This is a genomic window from Fodinibius sp. GM108 (assembly GCF_058386985.1).
Genome location: NZ_JBYEIR010000010.1, coordinates 1 through 21,565, shown reverse-complemented (window position 1 = coordinate 21,565; position 21,565 = coordinate 1). Strand labels below are relative to the sequence as shown.

19 protein-coding genes are annotated in these 21,565 nt (G+C 43.6%); 3 read left to right on the top strand and 16 right to left on the bottom strand.

Annotated elements, in window-relative coordinates:
- Positions 1-138 precede the first annotated feature (138 nt).
- The 6 genes from aroA to ACT3ID_RS16360 form a co-directional block, all read right to left on the bottom strand.
- Positions 139-1,434 (bottom strand): 3-phosphoshikimate 1-carboxyvinyltransferase, encoded by a 1,296-nt coding sequence (gene aroA, locus ACT3ID_RS16385; RefSeq protein ID WP_491543138.1) that lies wholly within the window; start codon positions 1,432-1,434, stop codon positions 139-141.
- On the bottom strand, positions 1,434-4,427 hold the full coding sequence (locus tag ACT3ID_RS16380) for a DUF6340 family protein (protein ID WP_491543137.1): 2,994 nt from the start codon (positions 4,425-4,427) through the stop codon (positions 1,434-1,436). The genes aroA and ACT3ID_RS16380 overlap by 1 nt, the downstream gene beginning before the upstream one ends.
- Before the next feature lie 102 nt (positions 4,428-4,529).
- Positions 4,530-5,198, bottom strand: coding sequence for a CBS domain-containing protein (locus tag ACT3ID_RS16375; RefSeq protein WP_491543136.1), 669 nt, complete (start codon positions 5,196-5,198; stop codon positions 4,530-4,532).
- Between the two features lie 11 nt (positions 5,199-5,209).
- Positions 5,210-6,508, bottom strand: coding sequence for a GTPase HflX (gene hflX, locus ACT3ID_RS16370; RefSeq protein WP_491543135.1), 1,299 nt, complete (start codon positions 6,506-6,508; stop codon positions 5,210-5,212).
- A gap of 27 nt (positions 6,509-6,535) precedes the next feature.
- Positions 6,536-7,117 carry a hypothetical protein gene (locus ACT3ID_RS16365; RefSeq protein WP_491543134.1) on the bottom strand — a complete coding sequence of 194 codons (582 nt, stop codon included), beginning with the start codon at positions 7,115-7,117 and terminating at the stop codon, positions 6,536-6,538.
- A gap of 8 nt (positions 7,118-7,125) precedes the next feature.
- The gene (locus ACT3ID_RS16360) at positions 7,126-9,258 is read right to left on the bottom strand and encodes a BatA domain-containing protein (RefSeq protein ID WP_491543133.1); all 2,133 of its coding nucleotides are present in this window, start codon (positions 9,256-9,258) and stop codon (positions 7,126-7,128) included.
- A 113-nt stretch (positions 9,259-9,371) separates the two neighbouring features.
- On the opposite strand from ACT3ID_RS16360, the gene ACT3ID_RS16355 reads away from it, so the two are divergent.
- Positions 9,372-12,014: a hypothetical protein gene (locus ACT3ID_RS16355; protein ID WP_491543132.1), complete on the top strand. Its 2,643-nt coding sequence runs from the start codon at positions 9,372-9,374 to the stop codon at positions 12,012-12,014.
- A 121-nt stretch (positions 12,015-12,135) separates the two neighbouring features.
- Here the strand turns inward: ACT3ID_RS16355 and ACT3ID_RS16350 are convergent, their stop codons facing one another.
- Positions 12,136-13,032, bottom strand: coding sequence for a TIGR01777 family oxidoreductase (locus ACT3ID_RS16350; protein WP_491543131.1), 897 nt, complete (start codon positions 13,030-13,032; stop codon positions 12,136-12,138).
- Positions 13,033-13,168: 136 nt separating this feature from the next.
- On the opposite strand from ACT3ID_RS16350, the gene ACT3ID_RS16345 reads away from it, so the two are divergent.
- Positions 13,169-13,630: a MauE/DoxX family redox-associated membrane protein gene (locus ACT3ID_RS16345; protein WP_491543130.1), complete on the top strand. Its 462-nt coding sequence runs from the start codon at positions 13,169-13,171 to the stop codon at positions 13,628-13,630.
- Between the two features lie 181 nt (positions 13,631-13,811).
- Here the strand turns inward: ACT3ID_RS16345 and ACT3ID_RS16340 are convergent, their stop codons facing one another.
- The 9 genes from ACT3ID_RS16340 to ACT3ID_RS16300 all read right to left on the bottom strand — a co-directional run bounded on the left by ACT3ID_RS16340 (position 13,812) and on the right by ACT3ID_RS16300 (position 20,130).
- Entirely contained in the window at positions 13,812-14,846 is a 1,035-nt protein-coding gene (locus tag ACT3ID_RS16340; RefSeq protein WP_491543129.1) for a dipeptide epimerase, read from the bottom strand.
- Positions 14,833-15,654, bottom strand: a complete 822-nt coding sequence (locus tag ACT3ID_RS16335; protein WP_491543128.1) for a phosphatidate cytidylyltransferase — start codon at positions 15,652-15,654, stop codon at positions 14,833-14,835. The genes ACT3ID_RS16340 and ACT3ID_RS16335 overlap by 14 nt, the downstream gene beginning before the upstream one ends.
- Before the next feature lie 7 nt (positions 15,655-15,661).
- Complete coding sequence (locus tag ACT3ID_RS16330) at positions 15,662-15,931, bottom strand: putative signal transducing protein (RefSeq protein ID WP_491543127.1); 270 nt, start codon at positions 15,929-15,931, stop codon at positions 15,662-15,664.
- Between the two features lie 12 nt (positions 15,932-15,943).
- Positions 15,944-16,873, bottom strand: coding sequence for a CPBP family glutamic-type intramembrane protease (locus tag ACT3ID_RS16325; RefSeq protein ID WP_491543126.1), 930 nt, complete (start codon positions 16,871-16,873; stop codon positions 15,944-15,946).
- A gap of 32 nt (positions 16,874-16,905) precedes the next feature.
- Positions 16,906-17,448, bottom strand: coding sequence for a hypothetical protein (locus ACT3ID_RS16320; protein WP_491543125.1), 543 nt, complete (start codon positions 17,446-17,448; stop codon positions 16,906-16,908).
- Positions 17,417-17,914 (bottom strand): DUF2085 domain-containing protein, encoded by a 498-nt coding sequence (locus tag ACT3ID_RS16315; protein ID WP_491543124.1) that lies wholly within the window; start codon positions 17,912-17,914, stop codon positions 17,417-17,419. The genes ACT3ID_RS16320 and ACT3ID_RS16315 overlap by 32 nt, the downstream gene beginning before the upstream one ends.
- Before the next feature lie 3 nt (positions 17,915-17,917).
- Positions 17,918-18,352: an acyl-CoA thioesterase gene (locus ACT3ID_RS16310; RefSeq protein WP_491543123.1), complete on the bottom strand. Its 435-nt coding sequence runs from the start codon at positions 18,350-18,352 to the stop codon at positions 17,918-17,920.
- A 9-nt stretch (positions 18,353-18,361) separates the two neighbouring features.
- Entirely contained in the window at positions 18,362-19,324 is a 963-nt protein-coding gene (locus ACT3ID_RS16305; protein WP_491543122.1) for an acetyl-CoA carboxylase carboxyltransferase subunit alpha, read from the bottom strand.
- 77 nt (positions 19,325-19,401) lie between these two features.
- On the bottom strand, positions 19,402-20,130 hold the full coding sequence (locus ACT3ID_RS16300; RefSeq protein WP_491543121.1) for a polyprenol monophosphomannose synthase: 729 nt from the start codon (positions 20,128-20,130) through the stop codon (positions 19,402-19,404).
- Between the two features lie 146 nt (positions 20,131-20,276).
- Between ACT3ID_RS16300 and tgt the strand changes: the two genes are divergently transcribed.
- On the top strand, positions 20,277-21,404 hold the full coding sequence (gene tgt, locus ACT3ID_RS16295) for a tRNA guanosine(34) transglycosylase Tgt (protein ID WP_491543120.1): 1,128 nt from the start codon (positions 20,277-20,279) through the stop codon (positions 21,402-21,404).
- Positions 21,405-21,565 lie beyond the last annotated feature (161 nt).

The window sequence follows — 21,565 nt, the reverse complement described above, 5'->3', positions numbered from 1 at the left end:
GGATATTACCCATTTGTTTAAATTCATTAATATGTGAGCAATCACAATGCCAACCTCTATAGGCGGGGTTTAATTATGACGTATTGGCATTATTGCGCTATCAAAAGAAGGGAATTGTCAGATTTGCGGAGAAAGGGATCAATTCGTCAGTTTTGCAAGATCATCCCAAAAAGAAGGGTAAGAAATGGCAGTACACTCTGCATCGATAACACAAGCAGATTGCTCACCCATCACACTCAAAACCGCAGCCGACATTGCAATACGATGATCGTGGCAGCTGTCAAATTCAGCAGCCTTGGGTTGAAAATCGGGATTGCCCCTGATTTCAAATCCATCTTCGTACTCAGTAAAATCGGCACCTGCTTTATCCAGTATTTCAGCCATAGCGTCCAGCCGGTCGGTTTCTTTGTGACGAAGCTCTTCGGCACCTGTTATACGTGATGTACCATCGGCAAACAGCATAGCAATCACCAGGATAGGTATTTCATCGATACAGTTTGGGACGACCTCTTCAGTGATATCAACTGGCTGCAAATCCGAACTCGTGATTATTAAATCCGCCACGGGCTCGGCTCCTTCACTCCCCTCGTTGCTAATTGATATATCGGCACCCATTTTTTTAAGGATATCCAGCGCGCCCGTTCGGGTAGGATTCATACCCACATTCGGCAGTGTAATTTCTGCATCGGGATGTATCGCGCCGGCAGCCAGCCAAAAAGCCGCTGCCGAAAAGTCATTGGGAATGCGATAACTCTGTTCGGGAATCTCATCATCACGCGAGGCAGTAATAATTTTTTGCCCGTTTTTCTTCTCAATCGGCAAATCAAGCAAGCGTTCGGTATGATCACGGCTGGGAAGCGTTTCAATGACTTTGGTTTTTTCATCCCCAAACAAACCGGCCAGCAATACACAGGATTTAAGTTGTGCACTGGGAATGGGCAGCGGAAAGTGCAGCGGTTTTATGGCTGTGTTTCTGCTAATAAGCAGCGGAGCAAAATCATCATCACGAGCCTTTATCTGCGCACCCATTTCTCTCAGCGGATCGATAATACGCTTCATTGTACGGGCAGAAAGAGAGTCATCACCTACCAGCCGGGCCGATACACCAGAACCGGCAATAATGCCGCTAAGCAGACGCATGGTTGTGCCGGAGTTACCACAGTCTAAATCTTCATCAGGCTGCTGTAATCCATCACGGCCCACTCCCTGAACCTCGATAGTATGTTGTTCATCATGCTGTTCTTGTATGACAACGCCCAATTTTTTGAAGCAGTCGATCGTGCTATGAGGGTCAGCAGCCTCTGAAAAATTGGATATGAAAGACGTCCCCTGATGTAGTGATGCGAACATCACAGAACGGTGAGAAATAGACTTATCAGCCGGAAGTTTCAGAGAGCCTCTTAAAGTGTCGGCAGGATTAACTTCTTTATTCATCACGAATCCCTATTCAATAATCGCTTTGCTTCTTCTGCCTCCGGCGCATCGGGATAATCATCGACAAGTGTATTAAGAGCGGAGCGGGCTTCACTACGTTGTCCCAACTGTATATACGCTTTGCCTTGTTGCAGCAATGCTTTGGCTACCCATTTACCATACGCTTCAAACAGCACACTCACATTGGACAATTCCTGAGTTGCTTCCTCATAGTCTCCTTGCTCATATTTTGTGACTCCCAACAGGTACTGTGCTTCTGCTCCAACTTCCCGGCTGTTTGAATCTGCAACGGGTTTCAGCAACTCTTCGGCTTTCCGATAATTTTCTTTTTCAATAGCCACTTTAGCCAGTCCTACATTGGCGGCATCATAATTTTCATCCTGATTCAACGCCGCCTGATAATATTCCGCTGCTTCATCAGCGTTGTTCATTGCCAGCTGGGCATTTCCCATCCCGATGTAAGCTTCTTGCTGATACTCACTGCTCTTATCAGCGAGCTCGTTGAAATAGTTGAAAGACTGCTGGTAATTTTCTTGGCTGTAGGCAATTTCACCCAGCGCAGCAAGTGATGGCGCCGCCCTATCGGAATCGGGAAATTTTGATACGATGGTCTGATACGTCTCTTCAGCTTCATTCAACTGACCTGTTTCTTCATACGCATCCGCCAAGTTATAGTGCGCATCGGGCAGTAGCTCCTTGTTGTTTGTTATTCGGATATACTGCCTGAACTCCTTAATGGCACCCTGATAATCACCGGACTGCATATAATTATCAGCCTGTCGATAACGCAAGCGATCAGCCATAGAAGTTTGCGGGTTTTCAGCTAAAAACTCTTCCAGCACGTTTGTACTTGAGTCGGATCCACTACTCGACATCTGTGCATATTGAATCCCGTTAACAGCCTCCAGAATATAGTCGCTGTCCGGATATTTTTCCATGACTGTTTTATAAGCTTCAATAGCTTGTTCGTAATCACCGGCATTATAGTAAGTATCACCGATATTATATTGCGCCCGGGCGGCCCAGCTGGTATTAGGATATTTATTAATGACTTTCTGAAATTCTTCTACCGCCTGAGAATAATTACCGGTATTCAAATAGATATACCCGATATTGTATTGCGCCTGTTCGCGCAGATCACTGTAGGGATAGATCCGTAAGAATTTTCTAAATGTGGTAACTGCATCGTAAGTCTGTTCAGCCCGGTAATGGCTGTTCGCAATTTGGAACATGGCGTAATCGCCTCCCGGTTCGGCGCCTATCGCCTCTTGGTAGGATGAAATAGCGTTGTCATAATCCCCAATGGCGTAGTAAGCATCGCCGATGCGCAACTGTGTATCCGTATCATAGGGGTAAAGTGCCACTTCAGGCGGTTCATATTCTTCCTTGAATGTTACAAATGGTTCAATAGCACCCTGGAAATTGCCCATTTTAAACCGGCTCCAACCGAGAGCATAATTGGCAGCTCCCACAAGTTCATGATCGGGATATCTTTGAATAAACTGGTTAAACTGTTCGCTGGCCGGACCAAAATGGTTCATATGATAATAGGAATCGGCGCTCCAGAACAAAGCCTCACTCCCAAAATCAGTATCCGGAGCTTCCCTGTGGAGCGACTCAAAAATCTTCTGTGCTTCTGTGTACGCTTGGTTACTATACTGTACCCATGCTTTTTGAAATTGTGCCTGTTGCTTTATCGTTGGATCAATATCTGTGACTTCTTCGGCGGCTTCAAAAGCTTGTATTGACCTGGTGTACTCTTTATTGGCAAAATAGGATTCACCGAGCAGCGTATAGACTTTACCGGCCCATTCCAAATTTTCATCGCTGCGCACCAAAGGCAACAGTACTTCGATGGCTTCACCGTACCGCCCCATTTCATAGGCAGTAATTGCCCATTCATAATAGGCCTCTTCAACCCAAAGGCCTTCTTTAAAACGCTCTCCAAATTCCCGAAAAGTTTCGATAGCTTCAGGATATCGTGATCCAAGCTTCTCGTTTACCGCCTTGTAATAAAGAGCCTTGCGGGCTGTCTCATCATCACCTTTAGCCGCCTTTCCGAATTCATCGGCTGCCCAATGATATATTTCCTGCTTGTGATAGACCCATCCCAGACCATAATGAGCCACCCTTACTTCGTCTGTACCTTTATTGAGATTGATATACTGCAGGTAATAATCCGAAGCCTCATCAAAGTTACCCAGATAGTTATAGCTCTCTGCTGTCAGGTATACGGCCTTTGATCGCATCTCATCGTCTAGATGAGGCATTGCATTCCTGAATGCTTCAATCGCTTCTTCATAACGCTCCTGCTGATAATACGATTCACCCAGAGCCGTCCCGATTCGACGCGTCATTTCATTATTGGGATAACGATCTTTAAGTATCTCAAAAGCCTCTGTAGAAGCATCATATCTATTCTCGCTAAGATATAACCGACCGCGAGCATAAAGAGCTTTGGGTGCCCACTCAGAACGCGGATATTCATCGGCCAATGTTAGAAAGTGTTCCCGCGCCTGCTGATTATTTCCGTTTTCTGCTTCCGCTTCTGCCATCCAATAATATGCCCGGGCTGATTGTTTATCGTTAAGCCCCAGCTTTAGTGCGCGGCTGTAGTAGTCATGGGCCTGGCTATACAGTTCCTTTTCTTCGGCATTCTTACCCAATTCAAAAAGAAGATCAGAAGAAAAATCCGAGTGGGGATAGTTGGCAATAAATTCTTCGTAATAGGTCGACTTGTTCGGCGAATCGGCTTGTGCGCGGGATCGGGCAAGATAATACTCGGCCGCGGGTCGTAGTTCATGATCTTTGTTGAGAGTCAAGAATTGTTCGAATTCCTTAGCGGCCCTTTCATAAAGTCCCCGGTCAAAGAGGATAGTTCCTTCGTTATAATGTTTTGAATCCGGTTCCTGGATCCCTTGGGCCTGCAAGGGAGAGTAGACAAACAATGCTCCTATTAATAAAAGACCCAAAATTCCGCGCGTATTTTTCATCTGATAAAGAAAGCCGTTTCGGTTTCTGTTATGCCTGAATATATTAAGAATTGTATTCTTCTTCTGCCTGAAAGAGGGGATGTTATATCATCCGTAGATCTTCTACATATCTATATATTTAATCAGTTCATCGGCCCGATGTTCCAGATCTTTTCCAAAGACTGTATTTTCGGATTCAACAACGATATTGTAGTCGTAACGTCTTAGAGCTGCAGTTATGTTTGATACGTCTTCTAAGTTGAGTTTAAAGGAGACTTCAAAACTTTTTGGAGATCGGTCAGGAGATTCTACGGTAACACCGAGGATTTTTGCACCTTCGGTTTCAATAATCTGCACAATTTCTGATAGCGTAAAGTCGACCGGATCCAGCTCAATGGTTATTACAGATCCTGTTTGTGCCAGGTTCAACATCCGGGAAAGTGACTCCAGCACTTCTTGTTTGGTGATAATGCCCATATAGGCACCCTGCTTATCTACCAGCGGTAGGCTGTTCAATTCATACTGAAGCATGAGTCGTGCTGCCTCAAAAACATGCTGACCTTTATAAATTTTTACTGCCTCTTCAAGCTCCATATCCGAAATCGGAGCCTTGTCATTAGCATCTGAAAGAATTTTATAGGTAATCTGCCCGATAAGCTTTTGCGTGGTGCTGTCCACAACAGGAAATATCTCAAGCCCCTGTTCCGCCATACGATCCCGTGCCTCTTCAACAGTATTATCTGCCGTCAGCGGCTGGAACTTCTCTTCTATTATGGATTTATCTACAAGCATTGATAGTTATATTAGGAATTTTCAATATCAGCAACTGATTCTTTTGCACCATTTAACAAGGCTTTCAAACGCATAAGATCATCCTTTGCTATACTAAATGTAAGTTTAATATCCGAGCCTACGTATTTTTTTTGTAAAATATTCGCTTCACGATGTAAAAAAGCTACACCTTCATATTTGGCAGCCGGGATTTTCATTGTCTTTGTAACGAAATCCTCCTCAATAAGTTCCTGGATACGATCTTCGAGCTTCCCTAATCCTATACTCCGTTCTGCGGAGATAAATTCTGCGTCGGGATAAGAACGCTTCAGCTGGGTAATGCGCTCACTGTCAATGGCATCCATCTTATTAAAAACCAGCACGTCCTTTTTGTCATTAACACTCATATCATCAAGAGTATCCTCAACAACATCGATGTAATCCTGCACCATTTTTGAGGAAGCATCTACAACATGCAACAGTATATCGCATTCACGTACCTCATCCAGCGTGGATTTAAAACTGGCAATAAGGTCGTGTGGCAACTTACGAATGAATCCGACTGTATCTGAAAGCAGTGCTTCGTGATTATCTACGTGATACCGCCGTACCGTTGAATCGAGTGTAGCAAACAATCGATCTTCGGCCCGAACTTCCGTATCGGTCAGCGCATTCATCAGTGTAGATTTTCCGGCATTGGTATATCCTACAAGTGAAATTCGCACCTTATCCGAACGACCTTTGCGCTGGGTATGCCGCTGCTGATCGATTTTCTCAAGCTTGTCTTTAAGCGTAGATATACGCTTGTCGATCATGCGGCGGTCCATCTCTATCTGTGTTTCTCCGGGACCTCTTGTGCCAATTCCACCCTCTTGTCGTGAGAGGTGCGTCCAAAAGCGGGTAAGTCGCGGACGTAAATACTGCAATTGTGCCAGTTCAACCTGTGTTTTAGCCGCCGATGTTTTTGCCCGAGAGGCAAAGATATCGAGGATTAAACCGCTGCGATCCAACACCTTGGTTTTCGTCTCCTTCTCTATGTTGCGGATCTGCGTGGGAGAAAGATCATCATCAAAGATAAGCGTATCGATCTGTTTTTCGCCAGTCATGCGCTTCAACTCACGCAATTTTCCCGATCCGACATAAGAGGCAGGGTCAGGGTGCAACCGGTTTTGCAAAACCTTATCTACTGTAAAACCACCCGCTGTATATGTTAACAGTTCGAGTTCATCTAAGTACTCTTCTGCCTGTATTCGAGGCGTTTCAGGTCCATATACACCTACGAGCAGGGCTCGTTCTTGTACTATATCAGAATTTCGTATCTCTTCAAACAAATGTGTAAGGTATGATTATTAAAGTTTCTATTGGTTAAACTGTTCGACATTTATATCGTCCTTCATATAACAACGAATTCGGTTGCCGAGTTTATGTGAAATTAATTTTTGGAAAGACTCTCTCTCTTTGTTCGGAACATCCAACTCCAAACGAATTAACTCATGCGGAGTTTCTGATTTATCCAGGCTGTAAATGAAAATATAATGCGTACGATGGTTGTCTTCCTTTTCAACAAAATCGCGTATCTGATGCCATGCTACTGTCTGTGAGGGTTCATTGACATTTTTTACAATTCCATAATCCGTAATAAATCGCTTGGTTGCGTAGTAACTTGCAGTGAACCATCCCAGCCCCAGCCATAAATACAATCCCGCTGCAACTATTTCTTCAACTACTCCACGATACAGTGCGATTCCTCCAACAATCAGAGCAGTGACTAGAAAAAGTGTCGAAAAAAGTGGAAATCCCCATAGTTTACCAGCTCTCCAGCTGAGCCGTACATTCCGCAACCGGATAACATTCACAAGTGCCGAAGTAGCCAGTACTGCAGCTCCTATGGTAAATATGGCCAGGATAGCCAAAAAAATAAGATTTAAATCCAGTTCCATAATCATCCTTAAGATATGGATTCTGCCTTATAAAGGCGCGATACCAAGGTTTCAATAATTAAAAAAAGCAATGCTGTCCAAATAAACCAGTTCCAAATTTCTTTTCCGAAAACAGCAGTATTCAATTTGTCCTCCAGACTTTCAGCTGTCAGATCCCGCGCACTGATAATTTCATTTACATTCACGGTTCCATTGAAGAATTCTCGCCACTGGTTTTCATCTAACGTATGAAACCGTGATTCCATTATGTCTAAATTAGCAGAAATTTTATAATTCTTATCGTCCGCATTAATTGTCAAAATTCCGGGCTCCCATTCACGCCCGCCATACGTAATTCGAACTCCTTCTGCACGACGTTGTACATCGGGTTTGTACTCCGTCCCGTTTATCTGCAGTGTCACTTCGGAACCTTCTATAGCCCCTTCCCACTCAAATGACTGGCCCAAACGATGTTGCTGTAATCCTCCATTTTCTGATGATGATGCATAAAGAACAGCACGATAATAGAATGGAGCAAATAAAGGATTAACAGGGAAGTTCGACCAGCCCGGATCTGCTCCAAGCGTCGATAATAGTAATACACCCCGTCCGAATTGCTGTTCGCTAAGCAAAGGATCACCATTAGCTGCTTCCAATATATTTAAAGCACCCGAGTTAGGTGGGACCTGATAATGGTAGTAGTAGAACAACGACGGCAGCTCTACATTGATTCTCTCATCCTCTTCTTTGGCAAAAAGCTCATCCAAAACAGCATGCCCCTCTTCCAGTTCAGCCATCTGGACCACCGAATTGAACGAAGCATACTCCCCAATCACATCATCAAAATTACCGGCATTAAAAAGTGAGAAAAAGTTATTGTAATTTCGGATCTCTCCCTGCTCCGAAGGAAAGAATATTATCCCGCCTCCATTCTGAACATATCGGCGTAAATCCTGAAACCAATATTCCGGGATCTGATTAAGCCCGTCAAGAATAACAGCATCATAATCCATCCACCGGGATTGATCCACATCCGCAGCTTGCGTTTCTTCAAATGAAAGCTGTGCATTAGTCTCGCGTGCAGCTTCAAGAGCGGGCGTCAAATATGATGAAAACGAAGACTGTTCTTGCTCATCATTGATCAACAAGATAGATCTTGTCTCAGGAATACGTATAGAAAAATAATGAGTATTGTCAAAATCCACCTCATCACCTTCTACTATAATTTGGCCGGAAATATCCCCTGTTGTCTCGGGCACAACCTGAAACAAAAGTTCTTTACTTTCCCCCGGCTGCAGCGATATCTCATGCTGACCCGAAAGCTCTCCCTCAACTTCCAGAGACACAAACTGGTTGGCCACTGCTGCATCACCCGTATTTTCGACTTCCACTGCCAATGTGAGGGGGGATCCTCCACTCAACATCTGGCTTTTCAATGATACAGATGAGACAGCTACATTTTGCTGTTTGGCGTCTTCAAGGGTTATAGGTTGTACAGAAACTTGCTTTTCCTCTCTTTCCTCATTTGCCCATTCCAGTTCTTGAAGATCTTGAAGCTGGCTGGCCTGTCCATCCGATATAACATAAATTAATGCCTGCGATTCTGGTGTATTCTGAAGCTGTTCATAAACCTCTCGAAACTTCTCTTTGGTATAATGAGCACTGTTGGCAGCGGAGATTTCGTCAATAATTTCCAGGGCTTGTACATCCCTCATAAACTTCGCACTTGTTCTGTCATTATCATTCGTCGTTTCTATAAGAAATTTATCATCCGAATGTGCGTTTCTAATAATGCGACCGGCTACTTCCCTGGCCTGATCGATCAACGGTCCACTGCTTCCAATGCGGTTCATGCTGGCACTATTATCAATAAGGATAGCAACAGACTTTGACTCGCTGGAACTTATAGAGCCGGTAAGTGTTGGAGGTAAAAAAGGACGAGCCAGTGCAAGAGCCAGGAACAGTATGGCCAGTGCCCGAAGTGTCATTAAAAGGTATTGTTTGATTCGTATGCGACGAATCGTACTTTTACGTAGCTCATTAAAAAACGACAGGGTTGAAAACGCAACCTTCTGCGGACGGCGCAGATTAATTAAATGAATAATTACCGGCAAGACTACCGCTAATAATCCCAATAAGAAAAAAGGGTTTAAGAAGTTCATTTCCGGTAAATTTATTAGATTAGTGCCGCCAGTGAGACTGGTTCCCTGTACGTAAACTATTAAATTAACATCGATTTAGTAACATTATTACCGAGAAAAATTTTATCTCATACATGAAGTATTTCAAACATCCGGGACTGCTTGTTTTAGCACTTATTATCACCACCTGTTCGTCAGTTCCCGACCGCCCCTGGTCTGATGCAATACCGGAAAAAACCCCCTTTGTGATTATACCCGAGCAGGATGCCACGCTTAATTCTGTGTTGAAGTCGCCTTATGCTCCCTTTCTGGATGATATCACTGCCTCTGCCAACCAGCTTTTGTCTCCGATAGATTCAACTGCCAACGAATCTATTAACTTGAAGGGGATTATACTGTATCCCGGTGCTAGTAACCAGTTAGAAACGGTTTGGATAGCCGAGAACGCAGGAGATATCATACAGCGTTTACAAGAAAATTTTTATGAGCAGTTTACCCAAAATGAATACATCTTCAATGATACTATAATCCATATACTCCATATGGGAGATCGGCGTTTATTTGCCGCTCAAATTCATGATAACCTGCTGTTTTCGGAGTCAAGCCTCGGTGTTGAAGATGCTATACGCGCTTATCTGGGAGAACTTCCCAGGGCCAAACTCGACAATTTATCCCTGGAACCGGGCCATATCATAATGAATACTCCCTCACTTGATGGATGGGTAGAGCAACTGACTAATGTTACACATCGCCCAGCCATTCAGGAGGCTTTTACAGGGACTGAGGCCGCGCTTCTTTCAGTGAATCAAATAAGTGACAGTCAAAACAGCAGTGTTCAGTTGTCAGGGACTATTCCTTTGAATAGCAGTATTCCGAGTGAGCTCGTGGCATCGATTGCCAGTGAAAATGCTCCGATTACCCTCGATCGATATATCTCATCGAACGCTGCAGCCTTTGGTCTGTTTCGTCAGCCACCACGCCAGGCACCCCCCACATCCTTGCCTGATACTACACAGCTGGATTCTATGCTGATGGAAAATGGACCACAATATATGGATCTTGCCCGCACACTGGATTCGGAATACTCACTTGTTTTGTATGCTCAATCCGGATTTCTTTCCACCGGAGAACATCTGTTTCTGCGAAAGCTTTCGAATCCCGATGACTTGCGTCGGGAATTATCTGATTTGGAATCAGAAGGATATATCGAGGCGCGGGATGGTGCATATTTTGTTCAAAGCACTGCCGCAGCAAAACTTATTGGCAGTCAGCTCTGCTCATTCCGCGATTTCTACCTGGATATTACCGGCGAAGCTGTAGTCATATCTAAGCGTAAAGGACTGGTGGATGTCATTTCATCAGATCGGAATCGCCGCCGAACAATATTTTATGAGCAAGATTATCGAGATCGTAAAGAAGATCTACCGGATGAAATAAGTAGTCTATTTGTTACTAATCCCGATTTTTATTCTTTCTTAGAGCCATTCCTTTCACAGAACAATTATCTTAATGCCATTACTTCCAAATTTAATACACTCTTTGCATCAACCACACTTAATGAGGATGAAGAAAGTCTGGCGTTTAGTTTGCGCAGCTATCAAACCGGCGCTGATGCAGAACCTTATGAAGAGAGATGGCTGTTTCCTACAGGCGCTGACTTATCCGGCAAACCAGCGTTGGCAGACATCGGCGGCAGTGATCGCAAAGAAGTGATATTTGCAACAGAAGCAGGTAATGTATATGCATTGGCGGCTGATGGAACGGTAGTTATGGAAGCAAACACTGGCACTGATCAACCGATAGGACCTCCGGTTGTCTATGACTGGTACGGCACTAATCAAAATGTAATACTTGTACCGGCAGGCGATAAAGTTTATGGTTGGGATGATAACGGCCAGTCCCTGCCCCAATTTCCTTTTGAGCTGGATGAGCAGATTATCTCTCCGCTGATTGTTGATGATATAGATCAAGATGGATTGCCTAATGCCATTGTAGCTACGGCAGATCGAAGACTGCATGTCTTAAACGGACGCGGTGAAAATATCAACGGGTGGCCGACAACTACCAATGCCGAAATTAATTCCTCTCCCACCATTGGAAATTATAGAGGATTAAAAACGGTTATCGCTTTTTCTGAAAATGCCGTTCATGCCTGGCAAGCCAGCGGTACCGAACGGCAGGATTTTCCTAAATTCATTAACGCTTCTTTAAACGGATCTCCGGTTATCTATGAAGATAACATTCTGGGTAACGGTGCAGATGGTTATCTGTATTCTATTGGTGATCAACAACTTTTTTCTGATTCTCTGAATGTATATGAAAGTACATCCGAAGCATCAGATATCGAAGCGGTTTATGTCGCTAACACAGCTCTGGAAGGGAGTCCCTCGGTTCATGATATAACCATTACAAGTAAGGACGAAACAATCAGCAACTCTATGATTTTGTCAATGAGCTCTAATGGTTCTCTGTTTCTTATCGACTCGTCAGGCCAGCTTCAATTCACACAAAATATGGGACAGCCGGCAGCCAGCTCATTTTCTCCTTTTATTGCAGATATCGATCAGAATAACCAGGATGATATCATTGCTCTTGCCAACTTTGGACGACTTTATGTTTGGGAGATTAATAGCGGCGATCGCATTTATTCGGTACCCACTTCGGCCATGCAGTATCCTATTGTCGCTGATCTAGACGGAAACGGTTATAATGAGCTTATCGCACAAACACGGGAGGGATTACGTACCTGGACGATTTTTGGAGAGTCTGATGAGTGATGCGTGATTCATAATGCGTAATCCAAATCTTTAATCCGGCTGATCATCCAGAGAAAGAATCTGCGCCATCAGCGTTATCCGCGGGCATAATCTTCCGCATTACGGATCATGTATTAGCTATTTAAATAATATCACCTAATGCTTCACGAATATATTTAAACCTAAATTCAAATCCGGCATCCAACAGCTTCTTGGGCTGAACACGCAGGCTATCCAACAAAGCATCGGACGCTTCTCCCAGTGCCGTTTTAACAGCGAATTCCGGCACCTTAAAAAATGATGGCCGGTGCAATACCTCCCCCATCGTATCAGCCAGCTCATCCATCGTTACCGGATTGGGAGCCGCCAGGTTGCACACGCCGGATAGCTCTTTCTTTGTAACGGCAAAATCGATCGCCCGACACACATCAAGCATATGTATCCACGGGAAATATTGTGACCCATCACCGATAGATCCTCCAATGCCGAGCTTAAACACCGGCAACATATACTGCAAGGCTCCTCCCCCTTTTTCCAGTACAACACCATTTCTAAAAATAATCAGCCGGACCCCTGCTTCCTCAACGTTCCGTGCCGCACCTTCCCACTCGATACACAGATCAGGCAAAAAGCCATCCCCCGCGGGTTCACTTTCATCCAACAAATCATCACCACGATCGCCGTAATAACTGACTCCCGACGCTGATATCATCAATTCCGGCCGCGACTCTGCCTCTTTTATCGCATCTACGAGCATATTTGTTGACTCGATCCGGCTGTCATAGATCCGCTTTTTATTCTCTTCAGTCCATCGCCTAGCCAAATTTTCACCAACGAGATTGACAACCACATCCGCTTTTTCGGCGGCTGTTATTAAAGAGTTGGGTTCCCAATTTATAAACTGCTGATTCTTTGCCGTCTCGCTTTTATATTTTTGGGGTGAACGGGTGATGACGGTGATAAAATGCCCCTTTTTCAGTAAGAAATCTCGTAATTCCGTTCCGATAAATCCCGTTCCGCCGCTGATTAAAAAGTTCATTGCTTAATTTGTTTCTTTATTTTCCTTACTATCACCAGTTGTAAAAAGATGCCACCCTTAGGAAGTGGTATCTTGATGTTCAATTTTTATTTAGATTATATCATCTAACAATCACTTGCTACCAAAGTAAGAAAAAATGAATTCCAAATATAAGAAAACCGCCCTGACTACAATACGGATAATTCTGGGGCTGGTATTTCTGGTTTCCGGCATCGGTAAGCTTATCAACGCCTCGGATGCCCAATACCTCGTTGAACTGTTGGCTTCCGTGTTTTACTGGCTCATTGAATACGCCGGCCCTATTGTTACGACAATCTCCATTGTCGAACTAATATTAGCCGTATTTTTACTCTGGGGTAAATATCTTAAATGGGCTTTGGCAGGTACTCTGGTCATGCTCTTGGCTTTTTCTTCAGTGTTAGGCTACTTCTACTCACAAGGAATGAGCGTCGAGAGTTGCGGGTGCTTCGGGGCTTTCGGTTTCGCATCGGGTATTGAATTTACGCTCCTCCGGAATCTCGTGCTGGGATTGATGGTTGTGGGAGCATTTGCTTTATCGGTGAAGAGTAAAGGAGACAAAGATTCAGCCGCAGGTTAATATCAATTTTGCCGCGGGTTTGCGCAGATCTTTTTACCAGACGGGGTTAAATGCAAAGAGTTAGAAAAACCCTCTTCCCATATTAAAAGATACTGCTCATCTTGTTGGTTATATCAACAAGAGCTACATGTGTTAGCGCGGGAATTAATTCCCGCACTAGTGATTCTGATTCGGCTCCTAATCACTCATTACGCTTCTCAATCCCCAATCCCGGTCTGTCATTCAAAAGCACTCTTTTATCCTGATCAAGGCTCAGTCCTTTAAATGGATCATCCTTTATCAGCAGGTGACCATCCAAATCTACATAATCAGCCCAGGTTCCCAGTAAAGCCCCAGCAGCATTAGCCAGCGAGCTCTCGATCATACAGCCGATCATTACTTGCAAGTCACGCTTATGAGCTTCTTCAATCACCCGCCGGGCCTTAACAAGACTCCCGATTTTCATCAGCTTGATATTGATACCGTCAAAAGCCTTAGCTGTGTGATCGAGATCTTCATCCCCCTTAAAACTTTCATCCGCCATCAGCGGCAGCGACGACCAGTTTTTTAGTTCTGCCATTTCTGCGTGCATAGCCGCCGGCATCGGCTGCTCAACAATCTCAATATTTTGCTCCGCTAAAAAAGCAATCTGTTCTTTTGCGACAGCTAAATCTTCCCATCCTTCATTCGCATCCACGCGAATAGGTTTGTCCGTTATTTCACGGATCCCCTCAATGATTTCTCTGTCGCGATCTGTTCCCAGCTTTACTTTTAATATGGGATACTCCTCAGCCTTCTCGACTTTCTGCTGCATCACGTCTATTTCGTCCAGTCCAATAGTAAATGAGGTCGGCGGCGTTTTTTGGGATGGCGCCTGCCAGAGTTTCCAGAGCGGCCTCTGCTCTGACTTTCCCCACCAGTCGAGCCACGCCATTTCAACAGCTGATTTAGCTGATTGCACAGATTTCGCTGATAACTGGTCCAATTTTTTAGCTATTTTATCTGCGGATTCAATCCCCTCAAAAAAATCTGCAGGCAACTGATCGAGGTAGCGCAGAACAGTATCAGCATCTTCATCATAACGCTTGTTCGGACCGGCCTCTCCATAGCCCGTTACACCATCAGCTGACAATGTAATCATTACATTGGGCACCGTTTCTTTGGTGCCCCGCGCTATAGTAAAGGGATTTTCGAGTTCGAGTTCACAAACTTCTGCCTGAAAGTTAAAATGAGACATGTTCTAATATTCTGAGTAAATAGAGATAGCAATAAAAAACAGGAGCAGCCAAAATTAGTGCATCAAAGCGATCGAAAAAACCACCGTGGCCGGGCAAGATGTTGGAAGCATCCTTGGCATTTGCAGCACGCTTTATTCGACTTGCCGTAAGGTCCCCGATGGGACCAAAAAAACTTATTAGCAAAACAGCCGGGATCATCGCAACAAAAGGGACGGGAAAGTCAAGAGGAATAGCATACATCACCAACAGTAACCCTACCAGAGCTCCGATAATCCCCGAAAAAAAACCTTCCCACGTTTTATTCGGACTCACCGACGGAGCCAAAGCATGTTTACCAAACGTTTTACCCCCAAAATAGGCAAATATATCATTGCCCCAGACCATCAACAGTAAACTTATTGTCAGCAAAAATCCAACTTCGGCAGCTCCGGTATCACGAACTAATAGCAGAGTTAAAAAACCGATTGGGGCATAGATACTACTAAATGAAGTTGAAATAAGCTCTCTGAGTGCACGGTCTCCTGTTTTAAAAACCTGAACAGCCACAAAAATTAAGAATATGGCCAAGCCTATAACCAGCGGATGAGGTATAAAAGGAGCTAGTAATATCCATAGTGCAATGGTGTATGGAAAAAAGATATCCGCCTTATAGCCAGCTGCTTCAACAAGACCTGCAAACTCGTACTGAGTAAAAAGCGTAATAAGGATTATTAAACCAAGAAAATATATCCCGCCCAACCAGGTTAGATACAAAAAAAGTGCTGCAGCCGGGACAGCAAATAGGATTCGTTTGGTCAGTTCACTCACAAATCAGTTATTCTTGTTCGTAATCGGCATCGTCCTGCCCTTCTAACTCTTTAAGTGCTTCGCGCGCCTCGTCCTCGAATTCGTTAGGTACATACAGGTAAACCATTCCCATTTCACCATAATTGACGCTAAATGAAGAATCTCGCTTTGAGAGAATATTCGCAGGAATATCAAGGTCAGCCAGATAATTCTTAGCACTTTCTACTTCATATTCTGTGCCTCGTTCCATAACGCATACCCAGTTTTCAATATCGTTTGGTTCAGAACCTTTAAACATAATACTACCTCCTTAAGCTGATGACTTTGTGTGGTTCGTATACATCCAATATACAATATAAGCCGTAATTAACAGACTAATAAATACGCCCCAAAGAGGAGGCATTGTTTCGGGAGTGATTTCCGCAAAGGCCGATTCGGGATAATAGGCTCCAACCAGCACGCTCCCGCCATTGTTTACCAGGTGTGCGACAATTGCGGGATAAATACTTTCTGAAACCCAGGTAACGTATGCGAATAATATTCCCAGTGCGGCCAGAGGCAGTAAGTTACTAATTTGTACATGATACAGTCCAAATAACAAACCGCTAATGATAATAGCCGGCCAGATGCCCCAACTTTTTTGGAAAGCCCGCATAACATATCCGCGGTACAGCATTTCTTCGCAAATAGCCGGAACCAGAGCCACATGAAATAAAGTCAGCAATATCAAGTGGTCACCGCGTAGATAAGTTTCTATCATCTCCATTTGTGAATTCTGCAGCTGACTAAATGTTTCCGGAACTGGTATAAAGGAGTTGATCCAGGATAAAAACCAAATAGCAGGCTGGATAGCAAGAATCAATAATACGGTAATGATAATTTTTTGGGCTGTATCACTGTGAATGCTAAAACGCAAAAACTCTGGACGATGCTTTTTCGAACTATGTAAGCGTGCAAAGACCCATGTTGCCAGTCCCAAAAATAAAATCTGTCCGGTTGAGTTACCGATAAAGAGAAGGTCAAGATTATCAGCCAGTATCGCCATCATTTCGGCAGGATCATCACTGACTCCCTCTTGCAGAGCAATTAGACCAAATCCCACAATATAGGCGGTAAACTGGAACAGAAAAAAAGCGCCAATAATCCATAATATTGCCAGAGCCCAATCTGCAAAGCCATTACGCTCGGCCCAGGATTGATTATTAGAAAATGTGTTGTCAGCCGAAGTTTCTGTATTCACAATATATTTTCTGAAATTCTTTAATCGAAAATTTAATCTTCAGCACTGAAAGTTTTTGCGCCAATCATGCCGGTAAACATATTCAAAACGCCATTCAACAATGCACCACCTACCACCATAATGATTGTGAAGCCCAAGCTCGGGTCATGTAAAAAGTCAATCGAACTCTGTTTCCACTCTTCCGGCAAATTAGGATTCTCTTCAATAACAGAAATCTGCGCCTCTTTATACGCTTCAGCATAACTGGGATTCATCAGCTCCCAAATTTCTATCAGTCCGTAGCTTATCAGCTGTGCACCAACGCCTGCTAAAAACCCTATCAAGGCTCCCTTTCCCAATGATATCACAATATTTTTATCCGCAGCATAATGCCAAACAGCTGCTAGTCCGCCGAAAATTCCAATCAGACAAACGACGGTGCTAATCCACCCTCCTTCAGCACTAGTATTAATGGCATAATAACCTTCCATCAACTGTCCAATAGCCAATATGGCACCAAAAACCGCCGATGCTATAAAGACCGAATTCCAATATGAAGGATCTTCAGTGACTGCTTCTTGCTGTAAGTTTTCCATAATAGTTTCCCGTTGATTCAGTGGTTGTGTTAAGAAACTGTTGTGCTAAAATAAATGTAGCAGAATGGCCGATCATGTACCCCAGAGCCAACCGTGAAATCAATGTATTTTGCCAAAAACCAAAGCTATTGCCAATAACATCAATAAAATTTAGAAGCACTATCAGTACGGCTAATTTTTTTGCCGGCCAACCGGCAATTGACTTACTCAGGATTGGTATCAGCAGTAAACCTATGAAAAAACCGGAATAAATACCCAGGCATCTACTGCATACAGCCATCGGCTGGCCGTTCAGCCAAAATGATCTGTCAACTACCTGATGACATAAATCAGAGAAAAGATAATGCTGCCATTGCAGTTGCCAGGATGACTGTTGATTAAAAAGTCCCCCACCCAAAGCAACTATGATGACTGCCAAAGCAGAGCCAAGAACCAACAGGTATAATTTATGTTGATGGATTTTCATAGCTCAGGAGTTGACACTGGCTGTTAGATTATCAATAAAATCAGCAGGCGCACGACAAGGTTTGCGGGATTCTTCTTTCATAAAGCAGAGTGTAACGTTACCCAAAATATGCGGCTTTTCTTTCCGATCCGTGAACACCTCGTAGTATGTCTCTAATTTAACTGTGGGAATATTGAAAAGCTTAACCTTGATGCGCATTAATTCATCGTAAAAAATGGGAGCTTTATAATCGACTTCTGTATGAACGACCGGCAACATGATGCCATTTTCCTCCAAACGCTTATAAGGGAACCCAATGGAACGAATCATTTCTGTACGCGCTTCTTCAAAATATTCAAGGTAGCGCCCGTAATAAACATATCCCATCTGATCAGTTTCCCCGTAGCGACTCCTCAACTGATGCGTATATGTGTAAATTGGCTTGCTGTCAGGTAACACGGATCTGAGTTAATTTTGGGGAGCTTCTTCCCACTCACCCATTTTGGAATATTTTTCGATCCGCCTTTCGACCAGCTCTTCGGCCGACAAATCTTTAAGTCGCTCCAGTGATTCCAGTAACTGTTCTTTTACAGAAGCAGCAGATTTATCCGGATCCCGATGTGCACCGCCAAGAGGTTCATCAATAATGCCATCAATAATATTCATGTTTTTTAGATCCGGTGCGGTAAGCTTTAAAACGGCCGCTGCCTGTTCTTTATAATCCCAGGTTTTCCAAAGAATTGACGAGCACGATTCGGGCGAAATCACCGAATACCAGGTGTTTTCCATCATATACACTTCATTGCCCATCCCGATGCCAATAGCACCGCCGCTGGCTCCTTCACCAATTACTACCGAAATGATAGGTACTTTTAGCGTAGCCATCATTTTCAGATTTTTGGCGATCGCTTCGGCCTGACCACGTTCTTCGGCTTCCAAACCCGGATAGGCACCCGGGGTATCAAGCAGTGTGATTACGGGAATATCAAATTTTTCTCCGAGTTTCATCAGTCGGTATGCTTTGCGATACCCTTCAGGATTTGCCATCCCAAAATTCCGATACTTCCGTGTTTTTGTATCACGACCCTTCTGATGACCTATAATAACCACTGACTGTCCATCGATGGTGGCAAAACCACCCACAATAGCCTTATCATCACTGTGATAGCGATCACCATGAATTTCTATAAAATTTTCGGTGATTTTGTGAATATAATCCAAAGTATAGGGGCGATTGGGGTGACGTGCTAGCTGTACGCGTTGCCAACGAGTAAGATTGGTAAAAATCGATTCTCTCAGCTCATCAACACGCTTTTCGAGCCGCTCAATTTCGGGTGTAAGCACATCATCATCCGCAACCGAAAGTTCACTCAATTCTTTAATTTTTTGCTCCAGATCTGCAATAGGTTGTTCAAAATCTAAATACTCCATGTACAAATATTATCGCTTTAAAAGTCAGACCAAATATAAGAACTAAAGCTAAGATATGAAGAAGTTATCTGGAATTCTTAAAGTGTGCCAAATATGCTCTGCAGCTTTAATGTCCAAACCCGCCAAATAGCTTCCCAAACAATAGATTTTGACATTTTTGACACCCCCTCTTCTCGTTCACGAAAAATAATAGCAATTTCTTTCAATTTAAATCCTTTTTGCCAGGCCCTAAAATGCAACTCAATTTGAAAAGCATATCCATTCGACCGGATGTTATCAACCGAAATTGTTTCAAGCACTTTACGATGGATACATTTAAAACCGGCCGTAGTATCAAAAATGGGCAATCCTGTAATGAAGCGTGCGTAAAGATTGGCGCTATAGGAAAGTATCAATCTGCTCAACGGCCAGTTTACGATGCTGATACCATTCGCATATCGTGAGCCGATGGCAACATCAGCACGTCCTTCCCTTACCTCACTAATGAGCTTGGGAAGATCATTCGGATCATGAGAAAAATCAGCATCCATCTCACAAATAAACTGGTAATTGTTGTCCAGGGCATATTTGAATCCAGTTACATAAGCTGTACCTAAACCCAGCTTACCGGTACGTTCAATAAGATGAACACGATCGGGAAATCTATCCATTCCTTTCTTTACTAGTTCTGCCGTCCCATCCGGAGAACCGTCATCTACAATTAATAAATCTATATTTTCTCCTACATTCATAACCATCTCAATGAGCCGGGTAATATTATTGGCTTCATTATATGTAGGGACAATCACCAACGTCTCTTTAGACATATATGAGTCTTACTTTTTCAAATTATGTCATTATCCAAAATTATCTCTAAGAATACAAAATAGCTGATTAATGTTGCATAAATAATTTTGCTATCTTCCGACCAACATTTCTAACAGCAGTATAATTCATAAACTTCGTTCTACCTTTGTTTAAACTCAATAAAACAGCTCCTTCAACAAAAGCCCGACTAGGTACTTTAACTACGGATCACGGAGAAATTGAAACTCCTATTTTCATGCCCGTTGGTACCTTGGGAACAGTAAAAGCAGTAAAACAAGATGAATTGATTGAGAAAGTCAAAGCTCAAATCATTTTAGGTAATACTTATCACCTCTATCTGCGTCCCGGCTGTGAAATTATCGAAAACGCGGGCGGGCTTCACTCATTTATGAGCTGGAATCGGCCCATTTTGACTGACTCGGGGGGATATCAGGTTTATTCACTTTCAGATAATCGTGAACTCAGCCAGGAAGGAGCAAAGTTTAAAAGCCATATTGATGGTTCTAAACATATGTTTACTCCCGAAAATGTTGTCGATATCCAGCGCACCCTGGGGTCAGACATTATGATGGTCCTCGATGAATGCCCTCCCTACCCGTGCAGTTATGAATATGCCAAAGAGTCTATGGAATTGACCCATGACTGGGAAGAACGTGGACGTCAGGCTTTTTGCAATACGGATCCCAAATATGGTCATCAGCAATCCCAATTTGGCATCGTACAGGGCGGCACCTATAAAGATCTGAGAATAGAATCCTCTAAATATGTAACAGACCTCGATTTTGAAGGAATTGCCATCGGCGGACTTAGTGTAGGAGAACCAATCGAGCTTATGCTGGAGATGGCAGATCTGAATACTGATTATCTGCCTGCTGACAAGCCGCGCTACCTAATGGGTGTGGGGAAGCCGGCGGACCTGCTCCATTGTGTTGCCCGCGGCATTGATATGTTTGACTGTGTACTACCGACCCGGAATGCGCGGAATGGTCAGATCTTTACAAAAAACGGATATATCAATATTCGAAATGCGAAATGGAAAAATCACAACAAACCACTCGATCCTGATTTCCCAACCGACCTGTGCCAAAAGTATAAGATGTCTTATATCCATCACCTTTTCCGAAATGATGAACTTTTAGGCCTCTCTTTGGCTTCGCTCCATAATCTCACCTTTTATTTATGGCTGATGGAAGAGATCAGAGAACGCATAACAAATGATTGCTTTCATAACTGGTATAAAGAGAAGGCAGCGACTTTGGCTACCAAGATTTAATATCAAGGCTTGGCAAAGTATTTTAACTTTCCAAAGCAGTATATCAACAAAAAAAGCCCTCTGCGCATAGCACAGAGGGCTAACTAATTTAAAGAGCAGTCGGGGACCTACGCTTCCGGCCTCGAGGGCCAGTACCATCGGCGCTGCCGGGCTTAACGGCC

Coding starts and splice junctions, on each gene's coding strand:
- ACT3ID_RS16350 (WP_491543131.1), bottom strand. CDS start 13,032: ATGAACTTTTTAATCAGCGGCGGAACGGGATTTATCGGAACGGAATTA.
- ACT3ID_RS16345 (WP_491543130.1), top strand. CDS start 13,169: ATGAATTCCAAATATAAGAAAACCGCCCTGACTACAATACGGATAATT.
- ACT3ID_RS16360 (WP_491543133.1), bottom strand. CDS start 9,258: ATGAACTTCTTAAACCCTTTTTTCTTATTGGGATTATTAGCGGTAGTC.
- ACT3ID_RS16315 (WP_491543124.1), bottom strand. CDS start 17,914: ATGAAAATCCATCAACATAAATTATACCTGTTGGTTCTTGGCTCTGCT.
- aroA (WP_491543138.1), bottom strand. CDS start 1,434: ATGAATAAAGAAGTTAATCCTGCCGACACTTTAAGAGGCTCTCTGAAA.
- ACT3ID_RS16305 (WP_491543122.1), bottom strand. CDS start 19,324: ATGGAGTATTTAGATTTTGAACAACCTATTGCAGATCTGGAGCAAAAA.
- ACT3ID_RS16300 (WP_491543121.1), bottom strand. CDS start 20,130: ATGTCTAAAGAGACGTTGGTGATTGTCCCTACATATAATGAAGCCAAT.
- ACT3ID_RS16380 (WP_491543137.1), bottom strand. CDS start 4,427: ATGAAAAATACGCGCGGAATTTTGGGTCTTTTATTAATAGGAGCATTG.
- ACT3ID_RS16355 (WP_491543132.1), top strand. CDS start 9,372: ATGAAGTATTTCAAACATCCGGGACTGCTTGTTTTAGCACTTATTATC.
- ACT3ID_RS16365 (WP_491543134.1), bottom strand. CDS start 7,117: ATGGAACTGGATTTAAATCTTATTTTTTTGGCTATCCTGGCCATATTT.
- ACT3ID_RS16340 (WP_491543129.1), bottom strand. CDS start 14,846: ATGTCTCATTTTAACTTTCAGGCAGAAGTTTGTGAACTCGAACTCGAA.
- ACT3ID_RS16330 (WP_491543127.1), bottom strand. CDS start 15,931: ATGTTTAAAGGTTCTGAACCAAACGATATTGAAAACTGGGTATGCGTT.
- ACT3ID_RS16375 (WP_491543136.1), bottom strand. CDS start 5,198: ATGCTTGTAGATAAATCCATAATAGAAGAGAAGTTCCAGCCGCTGACG.
- ACT3ID_RS16320 (WP_491543125.1), bottom strand. CDS start 17,448: ATGGAAAACTTACAGCAAGAAGCAGTCACTGAAGATCCTTCATATTGG.